The organism is Desertivirga arenae (assembly GCF_017355785.1).
Classification (GTDB): Bacteria; Bacteroidota; Bacteroidia; order Sphingobacteriales; family Sphingobacteriaceae; genus Desertivirga; species Desertivirga arenae.
Map to the genome: position 1 here is coordinate 186477 of NZ_JAFEWE010000008.1, position 20374 is coordinate 206850.

Sequence of the window (20374 nt, forward strand, 5' to 3'; positions counted from 1 at the left end):
TTTTAAAACTTAAAGTTCCAGGTAACGGATGGAATAATGCCAAAAAGAGTAGTTCTTACTGCCTGTGTTTTTGTGGCATCGTCAGGATCATCCCTGAAATCCATTGTATAAGTATTCTGGCGGTTGTACAAATTGTAGATACCGAATGACCAGCTCGATTGAAGTTTCTTTCCGGGCTTAGCTTCCAAGGTAGCAGCCAGATCCAGACGGTGATAATCCGGTAAGCGGTCGGCATTCCTTTCCGAATAATAGAAGACTGTTTTACCTTTCAGCTGATATTTACCATTGGGGAAAGTAACCGCATTCCCGGTGTTATAGACGAAGGTCGATGATAATGTCCATCTCTTACTTGCTTTATAGATACCTACGATGGAAACATCATGGGTACGATCCTGCTTAGAAGGGAACCAGCTTCCGCCATTAATATCATTGAACTGACGTTCCGTGCGTGAAAGTGTATAACCAACCCAGCCATTTAGTTTACCAAAACGCTTCTTAAGAAATAGCTCTAATCCGTAGGCTCGGCCATCGCCATAAAGCAGATCTCCTTCCACATTATTGTTTCCACGCAAGTCTGTACCACTGCGGTACTCTATCTGGTTAGTCATCCCTTTATAGTAAACTTCAGCAGAAAACTCATAACGGTCATTATTAAAGTTCCTGAAATAACCCAGGGCCACCTGGTCTGCTACTTCCGGCTTTATGTTATTACTGTTCATTACATAAAGATCAGTAGGAGAGGTAGATGTAGAATTGGACATCAAGTGCAGATTCTGCGTGTTCCTGGTATACGAAGCCTTAATGGAACTCGATTTTCTTAACTGATAACTTGCCGAAATCCTCGGTTCTGGATTTATATATGTTTTAACGATATCTCCTCCGGCGTAGGTGCGGGTAGCAATGGTGTTCCCGTCCTGGTCGTAAGTCTTGAAATTACCGGGACCGAAAGCTGAGAATGCGCTACCGCGAAGACCGTAGGTAATGTTCAGCTTATCGTTAACCTTCCACTCATCCGAAATATAGATGGCAGTTTCAAGGCCAGCCCGGTTCTCGATCTTATCATCATTTACAGAGGAAGCCTCGCTTGCGGTGATCTTACCAGGTCTTATCGTGTGATGGATTACATCAAGCCCGAAACGCAAGTTGTGCTGGTTCAAGGAGTATTGGAAATCCTGTTTGAAATTATAATCCTGTATAGCCGATTTTACCTTGAAATCACTCTGTTCAATAAAGCTTTGGATCACGTAATTGTAATTGCTATAAATGAGCGAGGTATTTGAAAACAGTCGGTTATTAAAGATGTGGTTCCAACGCAAAGTAGCCGTTGAGTTCCCCCAGTCGAAACCGAAAGTTTTATTTAATCCCAGCTCGTCCCTTCCAAAATATCCGGAGAGGTATAAGGTGTTATTCTGGTTAAGACGGTAATTCAGTTTGGCATTCAGGTCATAAAAATAAAGCACATTATTCCTGATAGCGGTATCCGAAGCAAGTTTCAGGAATGCATCCGCGTAGGTCCTCCGGCCACTAATAATAAATGAGCTTTTATCTTTAACTAATGGTCCTTCCACTTTCAATCGTGATGAAATCAAACCTAGACCACCTTCTACTCCAAAGTCATTCTGATTACCATCATTCATACGGATATCCAAAACAGAAGCTAACCTTCCGCCATATTGAGATGGCATACCACCTTTATATACAGCCACATCCTTAATGGCATCTGAATTAAAAGTAGAAAAGAAACCCAGAAGATGGGAGGCATTATAAACAGGGGCTTCGTCTAACAAGATCAGGTTATGATCAATGGAACCTCCACGCACGTAAAATCCACTGTTTCCCTCTCCAGCAGATTTAATTCCCGGAAGTAGTTGGAGTGTCTTGATGATATCACGTTCACCAAATAGAACCGGAACATTTTCCACTTCAGCCATATTCAGTTTCGCCAGTCCCATTTGCGGACTAGAAACATTCAGGTCTCTGCGCTCCGAAGTAATAACAACCTCTGCCAACGCATTATCTGCCTTAAGGGAAATATCCAAACGGGTGTTCTTATTCAGACTTAGAGTCCGGTTCAGACTTTGAAAACCCACATAACTAGCACTGAGCTTATACTCACCTTTGGGTACGCTAATGGAATAGAAACCATAAGCATTGGTGGTGGTACCATGGTCCTTGACTCCCTTAAGTCTAATGGAAGCCCCGATTAAGGTCTCGCCTGATAGGGAATCCTTAACGACCCCTGAGATCGTCAAGTTATTTTGCGCGAAGCCATAGCCAGCAAAAGAAAGTATTGCCAGAATTATGACCCCAACTTTTCTAAATTGATTCATTAACCTTTATTTGTCGTATAAATTGTACCGCTAAGATGCGGCAAATTTCGAAATGTTACAGGATTTAAAGAATCGTGTCAGCCTAAACCCTGTGCGTTGGTGATTTCTGGTTTATTACAAGGACTTTTCGTATATTAGGTATCACACACTTAAATAATCATTTATGAAAATCCAGCTAGACCTCAAATCCGCAGTAATAGGATTTGCTTTCGCACTTCTTTTTACAACCATTATTAGTTTTAAGAATTCAACTGATGCGCCCGACGGAAGATATCAAACTGCAATAGCCGAAAATAAGATCATAATTCTTGATACTAGAACAGGAGCGTATATAATGCAAACTTATATCTCTTCTAAATTGACTTGGATTAGAGGCAACTTTGAAAGCACGCGGATGGACGGAACAGAAACTAAAAAAGACTAAAAGCAACCTATTCTGCTGCAGCCCGGCGAAGTCGATCGTTTATTGCCAGCCCGAGGCCTTCTTCAGGAAATACTTCAGCCAGGATAATGTCCAGTCCTTTAGCATCGAGCTCGTACAAAGCATTAAAGAGGCCTTGTGCGGCTTCTTCCAGTTTGCCTGAGGGCGATAAGGTAAGCTGATGTGCAATGTTAGGTTGGGAGTAATGAGTTCTGAAGGACAGCACACCCACCTGCTTTCCCTGCGCCTGATGCAGCTGTTGCTCCACATCTGTAGTGTGGATCAACTTTGCCCTGGGGGAGTAATGCTTTAACAGCATGCCCGGGGAAGCAGGACTGGCAGTTTCATTGGTCAGCGTTTGTACCTCCAAACCTTCAAGCGCTGTTTCTAAAGCTTCTTTGGTTATGGCACCATGGCGGTACAGGTAAACCCCATCCGACTTGAAACCCACTACAGTAGATTCGATTCCCTTTTCACAAGGCCCTCCATCCAAAATAAACGGAGCCCGGTCACCAAACCCTTTCCTAACGTTTTCTGCACTAGTCGGACTAATGTAATTGGATGGGTTAGCACTTGGAGCAGCCAGCGGAAAACCCGTCTCTTGTAACAAAGCAAGGGCAATGGGGTGATTAGGCATCCGCACTGCCACAGTGCTACCTCCGGCTGTTATCACGTCCAGAATAGTATCCTGCTTTTCCAACACGAGTGTAAGAGGACCCGGCCAAAAATGACGAGCCAGTTTTAATGCCGCTTCCGGAATGTTCTTTGCCACTTCCTGCAACACTTCAAATGATTTGATGTGTACAATAAGTGGATTGTTTGAGGGCCGTCCTTTCAACTCAAAAATTGCCCGTATTGCAGCAGCATCATAAATGTTAGCAGCTAAACCATATACTGTTTCCGTTGGCATAACAACCACTTTACCTTCCTGCAATAGTTTCGCAGCTTTTAAAATATCCGGACTCGACATGCTGCAAATTTACTGAACGTTCCAATATTCCATAGAATAAACTGGATTCACGTATTTTAATTCATTAAATTGCTGCCTATCGCTTTCTTACCATAAAAAATGACGAACAATATTTTCGAGGCCAGCCTGAAAACAATTGGTTTACTTCATGTAAATGAGGATAGCCTGAAGCTTATCAACTCGGAGGAATACAAGTCCTACATAAAGGCAATGTATCTACCAAAAGGATGTAGTATCAAAGTTGATTTTAATGTTTACCATACTGAAGAGCCTTCACTATTCTTCATAAGTCCCAATCAGGTACTTAGTATCGAAGCCCTATGTACGGAGCAAGGCTATTTTATATTCTATAATCGTGATTTTTATTGTATTCAGATCCATGATGAGGAAGTGGCCTGCGACGGTCTTCTGTACAATAACATTAACAATATGCCAATGACAGTGGTGCCCGAACAGGATGGAGCCTTCATAAATCATCTGTTCACGCAAATCCAGATTGAGTTTGAGCTTAAAGATTCCTCGCAGGAAGAAATGCTCCGTACCTATCTGAAGCAATTGTTTATCAAATCTACACGATTATGGAAAAAGCAGCATTTAGAGGGAGTGCTTGCCGACCAAAACAATGATCCAGATGCGTTCCGGCAATTCACTCAATTAGTTGAAGCACATTATAAGCAAAAACATACAGTGGCCGACTATGCCGATTTGATGTTGGTAGCACCTAAAACATTAACTCATAAGTTTAAACGAATGAATCTTCCCCCTCCTAATGAAATTATCAAGAATAGGATAATCCTCGAGGCGAAAAGACTTTTGGTGCATACCACAATGACTGCTAAAGAGATAGCTTATGAATTAGGATACGATGATCCGGCGTACTTCAGTCGTTTGTTCCTTATCAAAGCGGGAGAGTCCCCTTCGGGTTTCAAAGCAAAATACCTGGGACTTGAAAAATCCACCAGTGCTGCTTCTTTTCTTCCTTCAGACCTTGAAGTGCTAAGTGGTAGCAAAGCTTAATACTCAACTGTTAAATTTATCCTATAATAAATCCGCAAAGGACATTCTTTTTTAGGGAATCAGCCGGCCCGCTTCAATTTTTGTGATCATTATTTTGGCTACTGGGAAAAATCTACAAGACACTCAGCTATATGTCCATTCCCCAGCCTTATGTTTCTGCCCACCTTTGTACTGTTAACTGATAGCAATACAAAAAGAAACATAAATCGATACAAAAATGAAAACACTTATTTTAACCATCAGTCTTTTAACAGGTTTAATCCTTAATCAAAACGTAAACGCTCAGGTAAATAGAACACCCGCGTCAGCAGGCAGAGCGGAGTACATCGAAGTAGAAAAGAATGTTAAGTTACATGTCACCGACCTTGGCGAAGGACAGCCGATTGTGTTAATCCATGGCTGGCCTTTAAATGACGCCATGTATGAATATCAATACCAATACCTGGTGAAAAAAGGATTCCGCGTGATCGGTATTTCATTAAGGGGGTTTGGTAAATCCGACAAGCCTTACGGTCTGTATAACTTTGATGTTTTTTCAGACGATATTAAAGTAGTTTTAGAGAAATTGAAGATAGAGAAAGCCGTTTTAGGAGGGTTTTCAATGGGAGGAGCGGTGGTAACGCACTACGCAGCAAAGTATAATGGGGCACATATCAGCAAACTTGCTTTGTTTGCTGCTGCTGCACCTTCCTGGAAACAACGTGCTGATTTTCCTTACGGAGCCTCGGACGAAGCGGCAGCAGGCTTGATCAAGACTACAGAAACCAATAGACAGCAGCTTATTGTAGACTTTGGTAAAAGCTTTGGTGCTACTGAAAATAGCTTGTCAGCTCCTGTATCCAATTGGCTCGCTAGTATCAACTCTGATGCATCGCCGTATGCCACTACGCAAGCCATAACTGCGCTAAGGGATCTTGATCTTCGTCCAGCACTAGCCAAGATTAAAGTACCTGTAGCTATTTTCCATGGCACCAAAGATAAACTGTGCGACTTCGAATTTGCCGTGCAACTACACAAAGGCCTCCAAAACTCCTACATCGTGAAGTTCGAGAACAGTGGACACGCATTATTCCTCGAAGAAATGGACAAGTTCAACACAGAATTAGAAAAGTTCGCCAGATCATAATAAGCATAAAACATTTAGATTTTAGAGCCCAATAAAGAAAGGGAATAGATGACGGAATACCTGACTCTATTCCCTTTTTGTTTTTTAGGATAATTAATTTGCTACAAAGGGGTTTAAGGTGTAGTGGTCGTAGCGTGACGCTACAACCAGGGTGGGTACTACTAAGGTCGTAGCGTGACGCTACAACCAGGGTGGGATAGTATTAGTGCTACTAAGGTCGTAGCGAGACGCTACAACCAGGAGGGTGCTATTAGGTCGTAGCGGGACGCTACAACCAGTACTGTGTGTGTAATGATCGTAGCGGGACGCTACGACCAGGGTGCAAATGTTGGTACTACTAAGATCGTAGCGAGACGCGTCAAACTATCCCTTACTAAATCTTTATGAAACTCTTAATTTATAAGCAATCTAGCACAAATCTTGCTCTGATGTATTATTGGAAGGAGGCATTTTGGAAGTCTATTCTTTCTTGAAGCAGAAAAAATACAGCATCAGGGCGATAGTAATTATCCTGCTTGTCTTCTTCGCTATCACCGCAACCAATTATTATACCATTAAAATCCTTTCCTCTATCCGTGCTTATGTGAATGGAGAGTCGCAATACTCGAAAGCGCAGAAGAACGCCACAGCTCATCTGGTCGATTATATCTATACCAGGAACAAGCTGTCTTATAAGCACTTTAAGAAAGAGCTTGCTGTTCCAATTGCCGATAGCATTGCGCGTACGGGTATGCAGCAATCCCGTCCTTACACTGATATAGAGCAAGCACTTGTGCTGGGACGAAATCATTCCGATGATATACCAGGGATGATCTGGTTATTCATGACCTTCCAGAACTTCCCGTATTTTAAAGAGGCAATACAAGAGTGGAAAAGCGCTGATTTCTTTGTCGGAGAATTAGACAGAATTGCCTTCAAAATAAAACAGCGGCAGCTGGACAACGAAGACACCACGCAGCTTATCGAAAGGATCAATAAGATCAATGAAAGATTGACCCACCATCAACAAGGCTTTTCAAGTGTTCTTAATGAGGCCAGCAGGGTGATTACCCAGTCACTGTATTATATAAACTTCATCTTTGTAATCCTTACCGTCGCCATTGGTAGTAGCTTCGGCTATCGCTTAATTAATAAGCTCCAGGTTACCAAAGAAGAATTGGCCCGGCAAAATCATGTAAAGGAAGAGTTTATGAGCATCGCTGCTCATGAACTTAAAACACCACTTACGTCTATGAAGGCAGGACTCCAGGTGCTCGACAAGTTTGCCCGTGTAACGCCGGAAGCCCACAAGGTTCAGCCCTTTATTTTTAATGCGAACAAACAGATTAATCGCCTTATTAATTTGGTCAATGAACTGTTAGATGTAACCAAAATAGAACAAGGAAAATTAACCATCACAAAGAAGAAGACAAATCTCGCTGAGCTTATAAACGATGCAGTTACCGAGGCTTCCGCTTTATTTCCTCATCAGATAATTTATCTAAGACCGCTGGAGCAGACAGAGGTAATGGCCGATCAACAGAGAATGCTCCAGGTATTTATCAACCTCTTATCTAATGCTGCCAAATACTCACCAAAGGCAACAGAAATTCATCTATGGATGGAGCAGGAGAAGGAGGAGGTCAGGGTATACATCAGGGACTTTGGTGTTGGCATTCCCGAGGATAAGGTCCCGATCCTGTTCCAGAAATTCTATCGGGTATACGAAAATGAAACAGTGATCCAAGGCCTCGGACTTGGTCTTTTTATCTGCAGACAGATCATTAAAGGTCATGATGGGGATATCGGCGTAACCAGTGATGTTGGGGAAGGAAGCATTTTTTGGGTTTGTCTCCCCGTAGCGGATTAACAAGTTTTATTATTATCGCTTCCTACCCAACACTATTGCCAGAATCAATTCTCTTGCGCAAATTATTTGGAGTTTTGATAGTATCTTGCGGCATAATCCAATGAAAAAGTATTTCACTCATAACGGGGTAAAAGAGGAAGGTCCGTTCACATTAGCCGAATTAAGTTCAAAGGGAATCAAAGCAGACACGCCGATATGGTTTGATGGTTTAACTAATTGGACGGTGGCCTCGCTCATACCAGAGCTTGAACCGCTTCTGGCTCCTAAACCAAAACCTGCACCTATACCTCCACCTTTTAAGCAGCAAAAGGTAGCTCCGCCAGTAGTGAATCAGCCAAAAGTAGCCGCACCAGCTCCAAGGCAGCAAAAAGCTAAGCCAACAAGCAACCTCGCTGTTGAAGAGGAGAAGGAAGGAAAGACAAATTTCAAGGTTTACCTTTGGGTGCTCGGGCTTACTTTAGCCTTTTTTATATTTGTAATTACTAAATCAGACGATGCAAGGCTTCCGGCAATGGCTCAGGAGCAAGTGGAGGAGGATACGGTGGCGGTTGAAAGAACCGAAGAGCAGGAGAGGGACCAGGCTTTAGAAAATGATAAGATGATTGCCAGGAATGATTGGGCCAGTAACGTAAAAGCTACATCCAGCGATTTTGAAGTTGATGAGCTAGGAGGAATTTCCCGATTAGAGGTTACAGTCAGCAACAAACTAGACTACCCTTTAGACGAAGTTAAGGTAGCTGTTAAGTATATAAAGGAAAACGGTGGTTTATTTAAGACAGAATACTTAAAGATCGAGGATGTCCCTGCGAATGGAAAAGCATCCATGCCAGCTCCTGATAGCAATAGAGGCACGAGTGTGAAATTGGAAATTGTAGGAGCGAGATCAAAGGAACTTGAATTTTGCTACGATGCCGAAGTGGAATACACCAGTGCCGAAGATCCCTATCGCTGCAGATAGCCCTGCTTATACTATCTATCCTGATATTAATAAGATATCCAGAACCGGTTTGCAAAGTAATTAGAAAGTTCCAGGAACTCTTTTTCCTAACGTGCGTACAATGCGTCAATAACGAAAGGATATTTAGAATAAAGGGAATGGCGAGATTGATACTTATTGATGATGATCCAACTTATCACTTTTTAGCAGAAAAACTACTTAGTCATTATAGGCACTTTCAAAATTATAAGTGCTATACCGATCCAAAGGCTGCCCTTACAGATTTAGTCGACGCCTATTATGGCACTGAAGCATTGCCCGACATGATCTTACTGGATTTGAATATGCCAGAGGTAAATGGCTGGGAATTTTTAGAGATGTTTGAAAATATGAGAGTACTGATAGGAAAACAGATCCCTATTTTTATCGTCACTTCTTCCATCGATCCTAATGACAAAGCCAGGGCTCTGCAGTACCCGATGATAAAGGGCTTCTACTCCAAACCTTTATCTCCTGCTATATTAAATTCTGTGATCAACCATCGTGTTAAAATCAAGGATGATTGGGAAAGCTGAGCACAAGCCAGTCAAAAATTGGTTAACTGACTATAACCAGTGAAATACTAAGCTCCTGGGAACGGAATAGAAAACCAAAATGTCGACCCGGCTCCTCTCTTAGAAGTTAACCCAATTTCCCCCTGATGTAGTTGCATTATTTCGGCAGATATATAAAGTCCTAAACCCATTCCAGAGTATTGCAAACCTGAAACGTCTGCCCTGTAAAAGCGTCTAAACAAAAACGGCAGCTTTTCCTCCTCGATCCCGATCCCCTGATCTGTGACAGACAGTTTCAGCTTGCCATCGAATTGTTCAGTTAACACCCGTATTTCAGAAGACTTGGGAGAGAATTTAATAGCATTGCTGATGAAATTAACGATCACCTGCTCCAGGCGGTTTTCGTCTGCAAACACCTCCAAGTCCAAATCGCCCTCCACCACCAGTTGATGAGTATCCGAAACCGTAACATGTTGCGAACAATTTTCAATCAATCTTGAGAAATTAAACCAGGTTTTATTCAGGCTCAACTGTCCTGCCTGAATAGCAGAGACACTGAGGAGATCCTTTACCAATGCTCCCAATTTGCTGGCACTTCTACTGGAGGCAGCAAGTAAATTATGAATTCCATTTGTTTCCGGCTCTTTCTCCGATGCCCGCATTAACATCTGTAACGTAGCCATAAGTGTAGTAAGTGGTGTTTTAAGTTCATGTGATGCTATCGACAAAAACTCGTCGCGACTACGAATAGCGTTCTTTAATTCCGTCACATCCTGGCAAATAACCACCCCTGCTATAATCTCACCAGAGCCATTTTTGATGGGCGCCGAACTCATTCTTAATACAGCTGGCCTCCCATCTCCACGGATAATATCAATATCTTCATCCGTTACATATTCTCCTTTTTTAATCGCACGCATCATTGGCCAATCCTGCTCTTCGAATTTCCTGCCGTCAGGATGAAAGCCGGTACGGTCATTATATTGCTCAATGTTCCCTGACTCCCTCACAGGGAAGCCCCACACAGCGTTTAGCTTCTCGTTAGCGAATACTATTTTTCCTGAAGGCGCCTCAGCGATGACTACGGCTCCAGGCATTTGTTTCATTACCGCTTCAAACCTGTTCCGTTCAAATTCCACCTCTCTAAGTAGTCGCTTGTTATGTTCCAGAGCTTCCTGTTGCTCCTCATATAATCGCGCGTTCTCCAGCGTAAGCGCTATTCTCGTAGCGAAATCTTTGGCAAACTGCAGATCTTCTTCCCCAAAGTGTTTTCCATCTGTAGTGGATAGCAGATTAATGCACCCAGTAGTTCTATCCCTTACGGAAAAGGGTACCAGGATGGAAGAACGCAGATTAAGGGTCTTAAGCAATTCTAATTGTTCCTTATCAGGGATAACTGCCTCCAAGATCTCATGGGTAATCACCGGAATTAATGATGCCTGTCCGCTTCTAACAGTATTGGCTGTATAACTATTACCATGAAGATGGATCGGTTTTTTCTTCCGTAGTTCATAAGAAAGCTCCACATATTTGGGGTCCTGGTGCGCTACATACAATTGCTCTATAATATCATCCTTAATCACATTGATCGTGAAGAAATCGGCAAATTTCGGAACAATAAGTTTTGATATTTTCTCCAGAGCAGTTTTTGTATCTAAAGAAAGCGCCAGTTCATTACCCGCCTTATTCAGGTATTCCAATAGTGCCCCACGTTCCTGCGCTTTTTTCCTTTCAAGCACAAGATCTGTAACATCATATCCAATGGCAATAATTGAAGTGACCGCTCCGTTTTCGAAAACAGGTTGATAAACAAAGTTTGAGTAAACTAATTTGACGCTCTCTTCCTGAGTTATATTAAAGGGAACCTCAGTGCCATAAAAAGCTTTGCCAGTTTCAAAAACACCAGTCAGGATATCAAGGATTCCCTGCTCGAGATATTCCGGGAATGCCTCTGCCATTCTTTTCCCTATTACACCCGGTCCCTTTTGCCACATTTCCAGGCTTTTCTCATTCGCCGTTTCAATAACGAAGTCAGCACCGCGCAGTAAGGCCATAGCAACTGGGGCCTGGGAAACGGTATTTCTAAACTTCAACTCAATATCTTCCGACCTTCTTTTAGCAATAACGCTAGCGGTAACATCATAATACATGCCCAGGATACCGATACTATTTCCAGTATCATCTTTAATAGGACTGAAAGTGGAGTCAAAGAAAGCATCTACGGCTTTTCCGTCCTGCTGCATTGGCGTCCAGGCTTCCTTTTGATTAAGAGTGGTGCCTGTTTCAAATACTCTTTTAAGTATTAGCGTGAGTGGCTGGTATACCGTTTTTGGTAAGGCCTCTGCAACAGAACTTCCAATCACTTCTTTAGTTTTACCCCATATAGAGAGTAAGGCATCATTAATATAAGTAATCCTGAAGTCAGTTCCCTCAAAAACAACAATGGGGTATGGCGCATTCAAAAGCGCATTTTGAAGAATTACCTGAGATTTTCCCTGGTTTAAAATACTATCCATTATTGCTTTCCCTTAACATCGTGTGCAATATTAGGGTTTTGTTCATCAACTATTTTTCGATGCTTCTAAAAATATTATTATGTAGCTGGTAGGGGAAGAGGTTGTTTTAATTCAGGTATTGAAGTTCTTGGAGTATGACAATAAACTAGTGCTTCCTTAACCTGTGTCATAGTTTATCTTCTTATTATTAGGTAAATATCTTGAAAATTTGCATGGATTTTTAATAAAAATAGTTACAACTTCTAACTGATTAGCACTATTTTTGTAATAAGGAATCAATGAACAGACTTGAAGAATTAAAAAGACATCTTAAAAGAGGTCAAGTGTATCGTCGGGATGATCTAGCCAAATGGTCTAAATCAATTGATCGTCACCTTGATGCTTTGGTTGAAGAAGATACCCTTCAAAAACTTTCTCATGGTTTATACTATTACCCGAAATTAGGTGCCTTCGGTAAAACTCCACCAGAGGAAGAGATCTTGATACGAAGCTTTCTTAAAGACGATAGGTTTCTGCTTACTTCAGCAAATTCTTATAATAGTTTAGGAGTCGGTACTACCCAGTTGTATAATGAAAGAATTGTATACAATCATAAAAGGCACGGTGAATTCAAATTTGGAAACAGGAGGTTTTCATTCCGTATGAAGCCACATTTTCCAAGCAAAGTTACCAGTGAATTTCTGTTGGTTGACCTTTTGAACAACCTTGAAACACTTGCCGAAGATTCTGCGGAGGTATTAAGGAACGTAGCTATTAAGGTTCAGGCTATGGATACCCGGAAATTGAAACGCTATGTATCTAAGTACGGAACGGCAAAGGCAAAAAAACTACTAACTCCACTCTTGGAGTCGCCAACTAATTAAGATGCCTCTTAGCTATTTACATGATCGAAAAGATTTCCCCGAGCTCTTGCTAATTCTTGAGAATGAGACGGGCGTCCTGGCAAATCTAATTGAAAAAGATTACTGGCTGATGCATGTTTTATATGGGCTGAAAGCTCAGGGATTTAAGTTTGAATTGAAAGGCGGCACTTCATTGTCAAAAGGATTTAAAGTAATAAATCGCTTTTCTGAAGATATTGATATTCACATCAGCCCTCCGGAAAGGTTCCGAATTAACGAAAACCCCAAAAACAACAAGCCAAATTATGTCAAAGCCCGGAAAGAATTCTATGACTGGCTTGCCGAAGCTATTAGGATAGATGGCATTGTTTCAGTTATAAGGGATCCTGTGTTTGATGATTCTGAGAATTACCGGAGTGGGGGCATTAGACTTTATTACCATTCCTTCACATCATCTATACCGGGCGTAAAAGATGGTATTTTACTTGAAGCAGGATTTGATACGGTAACTCCTAACAAGGGTATTACAATCAGTTCATGGGCGTTCGAGAGAGCATGTGAAATAGAATCTATCAAGATTGTAGACAACCGAGCAATGGACGTAAGTTGCTATCATCCAGGCTAAACATTTGTAGAAAAGCTTCAAACCATTGCTACTAAATTTCGTCAGGAACAGGAAGATGGAAGGCAAAAGCCCAACTACATGCGGCAATACTACGACATATATTGTCTATTAGAACATCCTCTTGTATTGGACTTCATTGGCACTTCTGAGTATAGAGCACATAAAGAAAACCGCTTTCCAAAGAAAGATTTCGCAATTCCTATCGTGGAGAATGAAGCATTTTTACTTTCCAACGAAGATAAACGGGCAGCATTTAGGAAACGATACGAACTTACAAAGGCTCTATATTATAAAGGGCAACCAGATTTTGATGAGATATTTGGTCGAATAAAAGAGTTCGCTGAAAGACTGTAAATCGGCGAATAAGGTTTTTCTATATTTATGAAAGACGAAAAGGTGGAGAACATTTCTTAACCCTCGTAAATCAGAAAAAACTTCAATAAAAGGTCTAGCAGGAGGCATGTACGTGTAAAAATCCTGAGTAAATAGGCCTGGTATACACAGCCAATTTAATTCCAAAATTAGTTTCAATCAGGATCCCACATCTGATACCTAACAAAACTGTAATTAGCCTACAAAGACCAGTAATTAGGCTACAAAAGCTATGGAGTGTTTGCGGACTTTTGTTTCTATAAAATTTAAATAAAATGATAAATAGAAACGATAAAGTATGGTTCATTACGGGCGCTTCCCGTGGATTAGGACGCATCTGGACAGAGGCAGCATTAGAACGAGGCGACCGGGTAGCGGCCACCGCACGTAAAAAAGAAGATTTAAAGGCGCTCGAAGAAAAATATGGTGACAGGGTACTTATCCTTGAACTTGATGTGACTAATTCCGAACAGGTAAAGGAAGCTGTTACCAGTGCCCATAACTATTTCGGCCGATTAGACATTGTGTTGAATAACGCTGGTTACCCACTTGTAGGTACCATAGAAGATGGAAGCGCAGAAGATATTCGTGCCTTATACGAAACGAATGTTCTTGGTCCGGTAGCAGTAATTCAGGCCGCTTTGCCTCTTTTGAGGGAGCAGGGTTACGGCCATATCCTGGGTACTTCCAGCAATCTGGGTCATATGGCTTTGCCCATTCTGGGATATTATTGTTCCTCCAAGTGGGCATTTGAAGCGATCCACGAAAGCCTCGCAATGGAAGTTTCTCAATTCGGCATCAAAGTTACCATCATTGAACCGGGGGCGTATGCAACCGAATTTGGTAGTGACCAGATCGGGAAGCTGTTTTCGGGTAACGAAGTATACCATGAATTCAAAACGAAATTTTTGGAGGAATTGCAGGGGATCGAAAGGGGAAATCCTTCGGCTACACCGCAAGCCTTATTTAAGGTTGTGGATGCAGAAAACCCTCCGCTGCGCTTCAACCTGGGAAGCCACAACCTGCCTGGTCTAAAAGCGGTGTACGCGGAACGACTAGCTACCTGGGAGGCTTGGGACGAGATTTCCCGTTCAGCGCAATGAAATGACAAAAATTGGACACCTACCAACAAATAGTATGGATAGGTGTCCTTAAATTAGCTATGATGAAAAAGAATGATCAACAGCCATTAAAATTGGAGTCGCTCAGCGAAGCGCACCGGATGTTTGGTCTGCCACAGCCGAAACACCCGCTGATCAGTTTAATCAACGGCGCGCATGCCACACTTGAAGGAAAACTTCCATCACCTCTTGTATTAGCTTATTATAAAATTGCTTACAAGCCAAAACTTGGCGGAAAGTTGAAATATGGCCAGAGTTATTATGATTTTGACGAGGGAGGCTTACTATTCGCTGCTCCTGGCCAGATCATAGGAGGAAACGATCTGGATGGATCAGTATGTTCGAAATACACTCTCCTTGTTCATCCTGATTTCTTCCTGGGTTACCCGCTTGCTAAAAAGGTTAAAGAGTATGGCTTTTTTTCCTATAGCATCAATGAAACCCTGCATTTATCGGAAGAAGAAAAGAATACCATTATGGCTATTTTCGGTTTTGTGGAAAAGGAACTGGATAGCCGGATCGATAATTTTAGCCATGATGTCATTATATCTCAGCTTGAGCTATTACTAAGCTACGCCAATCGTTTTTACAAACGACAGTTCCTGACCCGTAAAGCGTCCAGCACGGGTATATTGGAACGGATGGAAGAGCTATTGGATAATTATTTTATAAATGGGCTGAGTGTGAACATGGGTATCCCTACTGTAGCGTATTTGGCCCAAAATCTTAACCTTTCTCCCAACTACCTGAGTGACATGTTGCGCTCGCTGACAGGCCAAAGTGCACAGCAGCATATTCATGAACGGCTGATTGAGATGGCAAAAGAGAAGCTTTCGACAACCAGTTTATCTGTTAGCGAGGTTGCGTATGCTTTAGGCTTTGAGCATTCACAATCCTTCAGCAGGTTATTTAAAACCAAAACCAAGCTTTCCCCCCTCGAGTTCAGAGCGTCGTTTAATTAAGATTTCCTGTAAGAGGTTTTGAGAAAAACATGTATCTAAGAGGCATCGTTAGCTATAATAATAAGTAATTATGGAAACTAACATACCTGGGCCAGAAGCAGAATTACTAATTTTAGAGCATGAAAACACAGAAAGCGCTGGTTGGATTAACTAAAGACGCAGGTTGGCAGTTTGGGCTTAGAAAAACATTTTCTTATTCTAAGGAATATCTATGGGACTTCATGTTTTCAAAAAGCGGACTCGTAATTTGGCTTGGAGAAATAGAGGATGAATTGGAAATCAAAAAAGCCTATCTTACAGGTGATGGCATTGAAGGGACTGTTACCACTCTTACTCCGTATTCTCACGTCAGGATGAGTTGGAAAAAGAAAGAATGGAATAATTTTTCAGCACTTCAAGTTCGCATTATTGGAGATCGCGAAAAAGCAACGATCAGTTTTCATCAGGATAAGCTCTTAAGTAACGACCAAAGAGAGGAAATGAAGTTGTATTGGAACCAGAAATTAGCTGAAATAGAACTTGGGTTAAGAACAAAAGGTTACAGTGAGGAACGCAGATTGTAGACCATAATAATTAAGAACGGTAGGAGAGGCTATTAATCTCCATTTTATTTAGTCACCGTAACTGTATGGGTGATGAAAGTCTTATCAGCCTTAACAAATTTTAATTCGTATTTTCCAGTAGCGGAGGCTTTGAAGTTGTAACTTTTAGTGATAGCTTTCAAAGCCTGATAGCATGCTTCGCCTGTGTATATTACGCTTCCTTTTATTACGCGTGTATTACCGTCACCTGTTTCCTGGAATTCACCGGAACTAGCACAACCATTAATACCTTGTAGTGTTACCTCCAGGCTTATTTCCTGACCCACTTGTACAGAAGTTGGACCTTCCACTTTAATTATAACTGAGTTCTCTAAACTAAAATCTGATCGTTCACCTTTATCACAACTGCCTAGGGTTAATACACCTGAAATAATCAGCATAAAAACGAGAATCTTTCTCATAATACTATTTTTACTAGTACGTAATAGCCTTAGTTTACGCTACAGGAAGCTACAGAAATAATGCCCGCCGACAAGCGAAAGTTTGCGGAGAATGAAAATACGTAACCTAAACAGCCTTAATAATCCAAAGAACCTTCAAAATTTATCCAGCAAGGCCCATTTGAAACTTGGGTTTCACCAGTTATAAGGTTGATTGTGGATGTCATGCATTCGTTATAGCCGTTCACATAACTGGCACCGGCGCGCAACATAAAATGTCCGGACGCTCTGCTAATTATCGTTCCCGAATTACAAAGGTTATCTACATGAGCCGCCTTCTTCATCCTTTTTAATGCTTCTTCCTTAGATGGTATATTCAAGGTACTTTCGCCTGAAAGTTTAGTTACACGTGAATTAAAAGCTTTGCTATCTACGATTGTTCTTATATCCTCTTTCGTTAGATAGACATATCGCGGGACAGGAAGAGCTGGGTAATAAGTATTATCTTTATTTATTTTTATAATAAAGCTATCACCCACATAAGTGGATGCCCAGCCAACCGTTACTCGCATCGTAACCCAAAATACGATGCCATCCTGAAATTCATTGATCGAAGTTCGTACTATCTCAATATGATTCCTAAAGTACTCTTCATCAAGTCCATTTTTCTCCAGGAGAATACTTTTCCAAATAGCTTCATATTTCTTACAAGTCTCTGAAACACAAATGTCTTTAGTGAAATTGGGATTAGAGCTCTGTGGAATTTCTGTACAAGTGGTATTATGAGTTCGGGTTTCCTTCTTGCATGAAGTCATGATCATCGGAAGGATTAATAAAAGCCAGCACTTCATAAGTCGGTTATATTTAAGTGAATACGAGTACAGATTCAATAATGAAACACTTTGGCGAAAAGAGTTGGTAAAAGGGATAAATGAAACGTAGATGCCTACAATTCTTTTTACTAAAATCCATAAATTTACAACATGTCTTGCCACCTTAGGATAACCTTTATTACAATCACTCTCGTTATTGGCATAATGCAAACTAAAGCTCAGAACCTTCAGGAGAAAATGTTTGAGTTTGCATCAGTTGAAGACAGCCTTGAAGCAAAAGCGGAACTTTTCCTGTTAGAAGATGGGAAATTCTGTAGTATTAGGTACACCAGAAAATCCAATAAAGTAACAGGGGGACTTTATCACATCAATAATGATTCTCTTTATTTAACTTTTATCCCACGGGTCGTTACTTTAGGGGTACATGGCAAGATGAACTTTTACCTTCATCAAAAGAAGCTTAAGTTACCTCCACTAAGTTTCAAGTTAGTTAATGAAAACCTGGAATCATTATATGGATTTTTACATGAAGAGGCTTTGCCTGTAGGCAAACGAATCTCTGATCGCGAGGAAGAACAGCTCCGTTTGAAGTCTTTGCGGGAGGGTTCTGACTGGCAGGTATTGCAGGGAAAAAAGAAAGGTGATTTAAAAAAGGAATACAAAGAAGAGAAAAGAAAGAACCAGAGAGACTCAAATAGGCAATCTAAAAGCAATGACCAACTCTATTAATTTTAATACCCAAACCCTAACAATTACCGCCGGTAACTTCATGGTAACTCTAGATTATCAGGCAAGGGGACATAGTGGTATTGATCCAGTTACGAGGCTTCTCGTTTTGGATAAAGATAATGTTGGTCAGGGCTCCATAATGATAGCAATAAGCGATAAGGATGGTGGAGAAAAACGGTTTCTTATTTCAGGTATTACCGGGGGATTATATCTTCATACCACAGAAGAGTATTGTAAAGCCTGTTCTGTAAAGCTGATTGACGATACATTGATAATGAGTCTTGGAATTAAGTTCCTTGCCTTTGATCTCACAACGGGAGATGTTAAATGGATTCTTCAGCCCGATCCTGCATCACTGTTTGAATTCTATGAGTTAGAAGACGATTTTTTGCTTCGTGGAGAAATGGAAATCCATCGTATCGATATTAATGGCAGTTTACTATGGAGCTTCAGCGGCAAGGATATTTGGGTTAATATAGACGGGGAGAAAGAAGTACGTATAGGAGACAATTGTATTTTCCTGACGGATTTTCAAGGGAACAAATACACGATTGATTTTAATGGCGAAACTATCCCTCCAAACCAGACATTGGCAGACAACGACGAAAAAAGTTCCTGAGGCAAAAGATGCGGATTCCTGCAGCGTTCACTACGACCAGTTGCAACTTACAGTCCCACTTTTCCGTTTGCCCAGAAAGCCTGAGTTATTATTTGCTTGGGCTTTACACCGAAACATTTTAATTCCTTAACGATGACTTGAATTGACTGTGCATTTCCTGTAACGTAAAAAGCTGCATCTCTCCATAACGCTGGGGATTCTAATTCCCAGGATTTCAATCGTTTCGTTAGGAATTCTGCTGGTTGGGTTCCTTTTTTAACTACTTGTAATTGCAATCCCAACTGCTCAGGAATTGAATCTAAATCACTTAGCTCTATGATTCCATCATAAGTTTGATTGTTTGATTCAATTACTGATGCAAGACTACAGTAAAGGCTTATTGTAGTTTCATCGCCGAAGAGGAAATGACGGCTTGCTTCGGGATGATACATTTGCTTTCCTCTTGGCTCAATAAGCCGTACAATGTCTCCCGTCTTGAGTTCTTCAGCAAAACGGCTACCCGGGCCTTTTCCGTGAAGATGAAATATAACCTCACACATACCCTTTTCACTATCGAAGAAATTAGGCGAATAGTTTCTAAAATCCCTTTCTGTAACGCGAAAGGCTATAGCGAAACCAACTTTGAAGATGATACCAGAGAAATCTCCAGTAAAAGTTACCTGCTTCAGCTTCGGGTGTAAGTACTCAACTCTTGAAACTGTTGCCATATGAATTTTGCTGCTAAAAGCTGTCTCAACAACATCTCCCAGCCATTTTGGTAAAGTATGGAGATTCCGGAGATGCTGACCCCGTACCGGGCATACTGACCCCTCTAATTAGGTTTTAGCTTTCAATTCTGAAGGCCTGACAATTTTACCTCTTTTTTCTTAGACTTTCACCTTTAAGCTCAATTCTATAAGCGGTGTGTACAAGCCTGTCCAGAATTGCGTCAGCAATCGTTTCTTCTCCAATCACATCGTACCAACTTGCTACAGGTAGTTGACTAGCAATAATGGTTGAGCGGCGAGAGTGCCGATCTTCAATGATCTCCATCAGGTCCATGCGCTGTTGTTGTTCCAGATGAGTGAGTCCAAAGTCATCCAGGATAAGCAATTCTATTTTGGATAACTTCTCCATCAGCTTGTAGATGGAACCGTCAATCCGACTCATTTTAGTTCTCAGTAAGAGCTTTTGAAGGTTGTAGTAGGCCACTCTATATCCCTGGGCACACGCCTGGTGTCCTAAGGCTGAAGCTAGAAAGCTTTTGCCTGCTCCCGAGGCTCCGCTGATCAAGACAGCCTCTCCCTTTGACAGATAATTACCCAAAGAAAGCTCAGCAATCAGGGAGCGATCAATGCCACGTGAAGGATCTGTATTAAGTTCTTCAATAGAGGCTTTATAACGAAAGCTAGCATTCTTTAGCAGCCGATCAAAGCGTTTCCCGCTTCGTTGGTCCTGCTCTGCTCCAAGCAACAGCTCGAGTCCTTCTGATAGGTTTAGCTCATGATGTTTACGGGTTTCCTGAAGGATTTGCCAGCTACGCGCCATTCCGTGCAGGCGCAGCTCTTTTAGTTGTGTTTCTATTTGCAT

At 41.5% G+C, this 20374-nt stretch carries 19 protein-coding genes and 1 pseudogene; 13 read left to right on the plus strand and 7 right to left on the minus strand.

Annotated features, from left to right (window positions below; all coding sequences use genetic code 11):
- Window positions 1-2: 2 nt before the first annotated feature.
- The gene (locus tag J4N24_RS16690; RefSeq protein WP_207534847.1) at window positions 3-2330 is read right to left on the minus strand and encodes a TonB-dependent receptor; all 2328 of its coding nucleotides are present in this window, start codon (window positions 2328-2330) and stop codon (window positions 3-5) included.
- A 163-nt stretch (window positions 2331-2493) separates the two neighbouring features.
- On the opposite strand from J4N24_RS16690, the gene J4N24_RS16695 reads away from it, so the two are divergent.
- On the plus strand, window positions 2494-2754 hold the full coding sequence (locus J4N24_RS16695; RefSeq protein WP_207534848.1) for a hypothetical protein: 261 nt from the start codon (window positions 2494-2496) through the stop codon (window positions 2752-2754).
- A 7-nt stretch (window positions 2755-2761) separates the two neighbouring features.
- Here J4N24_RS16695 and J4N24_RS16700 read toward each other — a convergent pair whose 3' ends face one another.
- Window positions 2762-3721 carry an L-threonylcarbamoyladenylate synthase gene (locus tag J4N24_RS16700; RefSeq protein WP_207534849.1) on the minus strand — a complete coding sequence of 320 codons (960 nt, stop codon included), beginning with the start codon at window positions 3719-3721 and terminating at the stop codon, window positions 2762-2764.
- 99 nt (window positions 3722-3820) lie between these two features.
- Here J4N24_RS16700 and J4N24_RS16705 point away from each other — a divergent pair, with 99 nt between their 5' ends.
- The 5 genes from J4N24_RS16705 to J4N24_RS16725 all read left to right on the plus strand — a co-directional run bounded on the left by J4N24_RS16705 (window position 3821) and on the right by J4N24_RS16725 (window position 9225).
- A complete protein-coding gene (locus J4N24_RS16705; protein ID WP_207534850.1) occupies window positions 3821-4738 on the plus strand; it encodes a helix-turn-helix domain-containing protein in 918 nt (305 codons plus the stop codon).
- 217 nt (window positions 4739-4955) lie between these two features.
- Complete coding sequence (locus tag J4N24_RS16710; protein ID WP_207534851.1) at window positions 4956-5864, plus strand: alpha/beta fold hydrolase; 909 nt, start codon at window positions 4956-4958, stop codon at window positions 5862-5864.
- A gap of 451 nt (window positions 5865-6315) precedes the next feature.
- Window positions 6316-7713 carry a sensor histidine kinase gene (locus tag J4N24_RS16715; RefSeq protein WP_207534852.1) on the plus strand — a complete coding sequence of 466 codons (1398 nt, stop codon included), beginning with the start codon at window positions 6316-6318 and terminating at the stop codon, window positions 7711-7713.
- A gap of 100 nt (window positions 7714-7813) precedes the next feature.
- On the plus strand, window positions 7814-8671 hold the full coding sequence (locus tag J4N24_RS16720; RefSeq protein ID WP_207534853.1) for a DUF4339 domain-containing protein: 858 nt from the start codon (window positions 7814-7816) through the stop codon (window positions 8669-8671).
- Window positions 8672-8808: 137 nt separating this feature from the next.
- Window positions 8809-9225, plus strand: coding sequence for a response regulator (locus J4N24_RS16725; protein ID WP_207534854.1), 417 nt, complete (start codon window positions 8809-8811; stop codon window positions 9223-9225).
- Window positions 9226-9272: 47 nt separating this feature from the next.
- On the opposite strand, the gene J4N24_RS16730 is transcribed toward J4N24_RS16725, so the two are convergent.
- Window positions 9273-11720: an ATP-binding protein gene (locus J4N24_RS16730; protein ID WP_207534855.1), complete on the minus strand. Its 2448-nt coding sequence runs from the start codon at window positions 11718-11720 to the stop codon at window positions 9273-9275.
- A 278-nt stretch (window positions 11721-11998) separates the two neighbouring features.
- On the opposite strand from J4N24_RS16730, the gene J4N24_RS16735 reads away from it, so the two are divergent.
- The 5 genes and pseudogenes from J4N24_RS16735 to J4N24_RS16760 all read left to right on the plus strand — a co-directional run bounded on the left by J4N24_RS16735 (window position 11999) and on the right by J4N24_RS16760 (window position 16205).
- The gene (locus J4N24_RS16735) at window positions 11999-12583 is read left to right on the plus strand and encodes a DUF6088 family protein (protein WP_207534856.1); all 585 of its coding nucleotides are present in this window, start codon (window positions 11999-12001) and stop codon (window positions 12581-12583) included.
- Window positions 12584-12692: 109 nt separating this feature from the next.
- Window positions 12693-13541: pseudogene (locus tag J4N24_RS25595) on the plus strand (nucleotidyl transferase AbiEii/AbiGii toxin family protein).
- Window positions 13542-13834: 293 nt separating this feature from the next.
- A complete protein-coding gene (locus J4N24_RS16750; RefSeq protein ID WP_207534858.1) occupies window positions 13835-14662 on the plus strand; it encodes an SDR family NAD(P)-dependent oxidoreductase in 828 nt (275 codons plus the stop codon).
- 62 nt (window positions 14663-14724) lie between these two features.
- Complete coding sequence (locus tag J4N24_RS16755) at window positions 14725-15642, plus strand: AraC family transcriptional regulator (RefSeq protein ID WP_207534917.1); 918 nt, start codon at window positions 14725-14727, stop codon at window positions 15640-15642.
- 119 nt (window positions 15643-15761) lie between these two features.
- The gene (locus tag J4N24_RS16760; protein WP_207534859.1) at window positions 15762-16205 is read left to right on the plus strand and encodes a hypothetical protein; all 444 of its coding nucleotides are present in this window, start codon (window positions 15762-15764) and stop codon (window positions 16203-16205) included.
- A gap of 44 nt (window positions 16206-16249) precedes the next feature.
- Here J4N24_RS16760 and J4N24_RS16765 read toward each other — a convergent pair whose 3' ends face one another.
- The gene (locus tag J4N24_RS16765; RefSeq protein ID WP_207534860.1) at window positions 16250-16645 is read right to left on the minus strand and encodes a hypothetical protein; all 396 of its coding nucleotides are present in this window, start codon (window positions 16643-16645) and stop codon (window positions 16250-16252) included.
- A gap of 116 nt (window positions 16646-16761) precedes the next feature.
- Window positions 16762-17475 (minus strand): hypothetical protein, encoded by a 714-nt coding sequence (locus tag J4N24_RS16770; protein ID WP_207534861.1) that lies wholly within the window; start codon window positions 17473-17475, stop codon window positions 16762-16764.
- Window positions 17476-17661: 186 nt separating this feature from the next.
- Here J4N24_RS16770 and J4N24_RS16775 point away from each other — a divergent pair, with 186 nt between their 5' ends.
- Window positions 17662-18186 carry a hypothetical protein gene (locus J4N24_RS16775; RefSeq protein WP_207534862.1) on the plus strand — a complete coding sequence of 175 codons (525 nt, stop codon included), beginning with the start codon at window positions 17662-17664 and terminating at the stop codon, window positions 18184-18186.
- A complete protein-coding gene (locus J4N24_RS16780) occupies window positions 18170-18805 on the plus strand; it encodes a hypothetical protein (RefSeq protein WP_207534863.1) in 636 nt (211 codons plus the stop codon). The genes J4N24_RS16775 and J4N24_RS16780 overlap by 17 nt, the downstream gene beginning before the upstream one ends.
- Window positions 18806-18852: 47 nt before the next feature.
- Here the strand turns inward: J4N24_RS16780 and J4N24_RS16785 are convergent, their stop codons facing one another.
- Both J4N24_RS16785 and istB read right to left on the minus strand, forming a co-directional pair.
- On the minus strand, window positions 18853-19512 hold the full coding sequence (locus J4N24_RS16785) for a siderophore-interacting protein (RefSeq protein WP_207534864.1): 660 nt from the start codon (window positions 19510-19512) through the stop codon (window positions 18853-18855).
- Between the two features lie 145 nt (window positions 19513-19657).
- The gene (gene istB / locus J4N24_RS16790; protein ID WP_207534865.1) at window positions 19658-20374 is read right to left on the minus strand and encodes an IS21-like element helper ATPase IstB; all 717 of its coding nucleotides are present in this window, start codon (window positions 20372-20374) and stop codon (window positions 19658-19660) included.

What these genes read in the sequence shown, in the direction of transcription:
- J4N24_RS16690 (WP_207534847.1), bottom strand. Translation starts at nt 2,330, where the DNA reads ATGAATCAATTTAGAAAAGTTGGGGTCATAATTCTGGCAATACTTTCT.
- J4N24_RS16695 (WP_207534848.1), top strand. Translation starts at nt 2,494, where the DNA reads ATGAAAATCCAGCTAGACCTCAAATCCGCAGTAATAGGATTTGCTTTC.
- J4N24_RS16700 (WP_207534849.1), bottom strand. Translation starts at nt 3,721, where the DNA reads ATGTCGAGTCCGGATATTTTAAAAGCTGCGAAACTATTGCAGGAAGGT.
- J4N24_RS16705 (WP_207534850.1), top strand. Translation starts at nt 3,821, where the DNA reads ATGACGAACAATATTTTCGAGGCCAGCCTGAAAACAATTGGTTTACTT.
- J4N24_RS16710 (WP_207534851.1), top strand. Translation starts at nt 4,956, where the DNA reads ATGAAAACACTTATTTTAACCATCAGTCTTTTAACAGGTTTAATCCTT.
- J4N24_RS16720 (WP_207534853.1), top strand. Translation starts at nt 7,814, where the DNA reads ATGAAAAAGTATTTCACTCATAACGGGGTAAAAGAGGAAGGTCCGTTC.
- J4N24_RS16725 (WP_207534854.1), top strand. Translation starts at nt 8,809, where the DNA reads ATGGCGAGATTGATACTTATTGATGATGATCCAACTTATCACTTTTTA.
- J4N24_RS16730 (WP_207534855.1), bottom strand. Translation starts at nt 11,720, where the DNA reads ATGGATAGTATTTTAAACCAGGGAAAATCTCAGGTAATTCTTCAAAAT.
- J4N24_RS16735 (WP_207534856.1), top strand. Translation starts at nt 11,999, where the DNA reads ATGAACAGACTTGAAGAATTAAAAAGACATCTTAAAAGAGGTCAAGTG.
- J4N24_RS16750 (WP_207534858.1), top strand. Translation starts at nt 13,835, where the DNA reads ATGATAAATAGAAACGATAAAGTATGGTTCATTACGGGCGCTTCCCGT.
- J4N24_RS16755 (WP_207534917.1), top strand. Translation starts at nt 14,725, where the DNA reads ATGAAAAAGAATGATCAACAGCCATTAAAATTGGAGTCGCTCAGCGAA.
- J4N24_RS16760 (WP_207534859.1), top strand. Translation starts at nt 15,762, where the DNA reads ATGAAAACACAGAAAGCGCTGGTTGGATTAACTAAAGACGCAGGTTGG.
- J4N24_RS16765 (WP_207534860.1), bottom strand. Translation starts at nt 16,645, where the DNA reads ATGAGAAAGATTCTCGTTTTTATGCTGATTATTTCAGGTGTATTAACC.
- J4N24_RS16770 (WP_207534861.1), bottom strand. Translation starts at nt 17,475, where the DNA reads ATGAAGTGCTGGCTTTTATTAATCCTTCCGATGATCATGACTTCATGC.
- J4N24_RS16775 (WP_207534862.1), top strand. Translation starts at nt 17,662, where the DNA reads ATGCAAACTAAAGCTCAGAACCTTCAGGAGAAAATGTTTGAGTTTGCA.
- J4N24_RS16780 (WP_207534863.1), top strand. Translation starts at nt 18,170, where the DNA reads ATGACCAACTCTATTAATTTTAATACCCAAACCCTAACAATTACCGCC.
- J4N24_RS16785 (WP_207534864.1), bottom strand. Translation starts at nt 19,512, where the DNA reads ATGGCAACAGTTTCAAGAGTTGAGTACTTACACCCGAAGCTGAAGCAG.
- istB (WP_207534865.1), bottom strand. Translation starts at nt 20,374, where the DNA reads ATGCAAATAGAAACACAACTAAAAGAGCTGCGCCTGCACGGAATGGCG.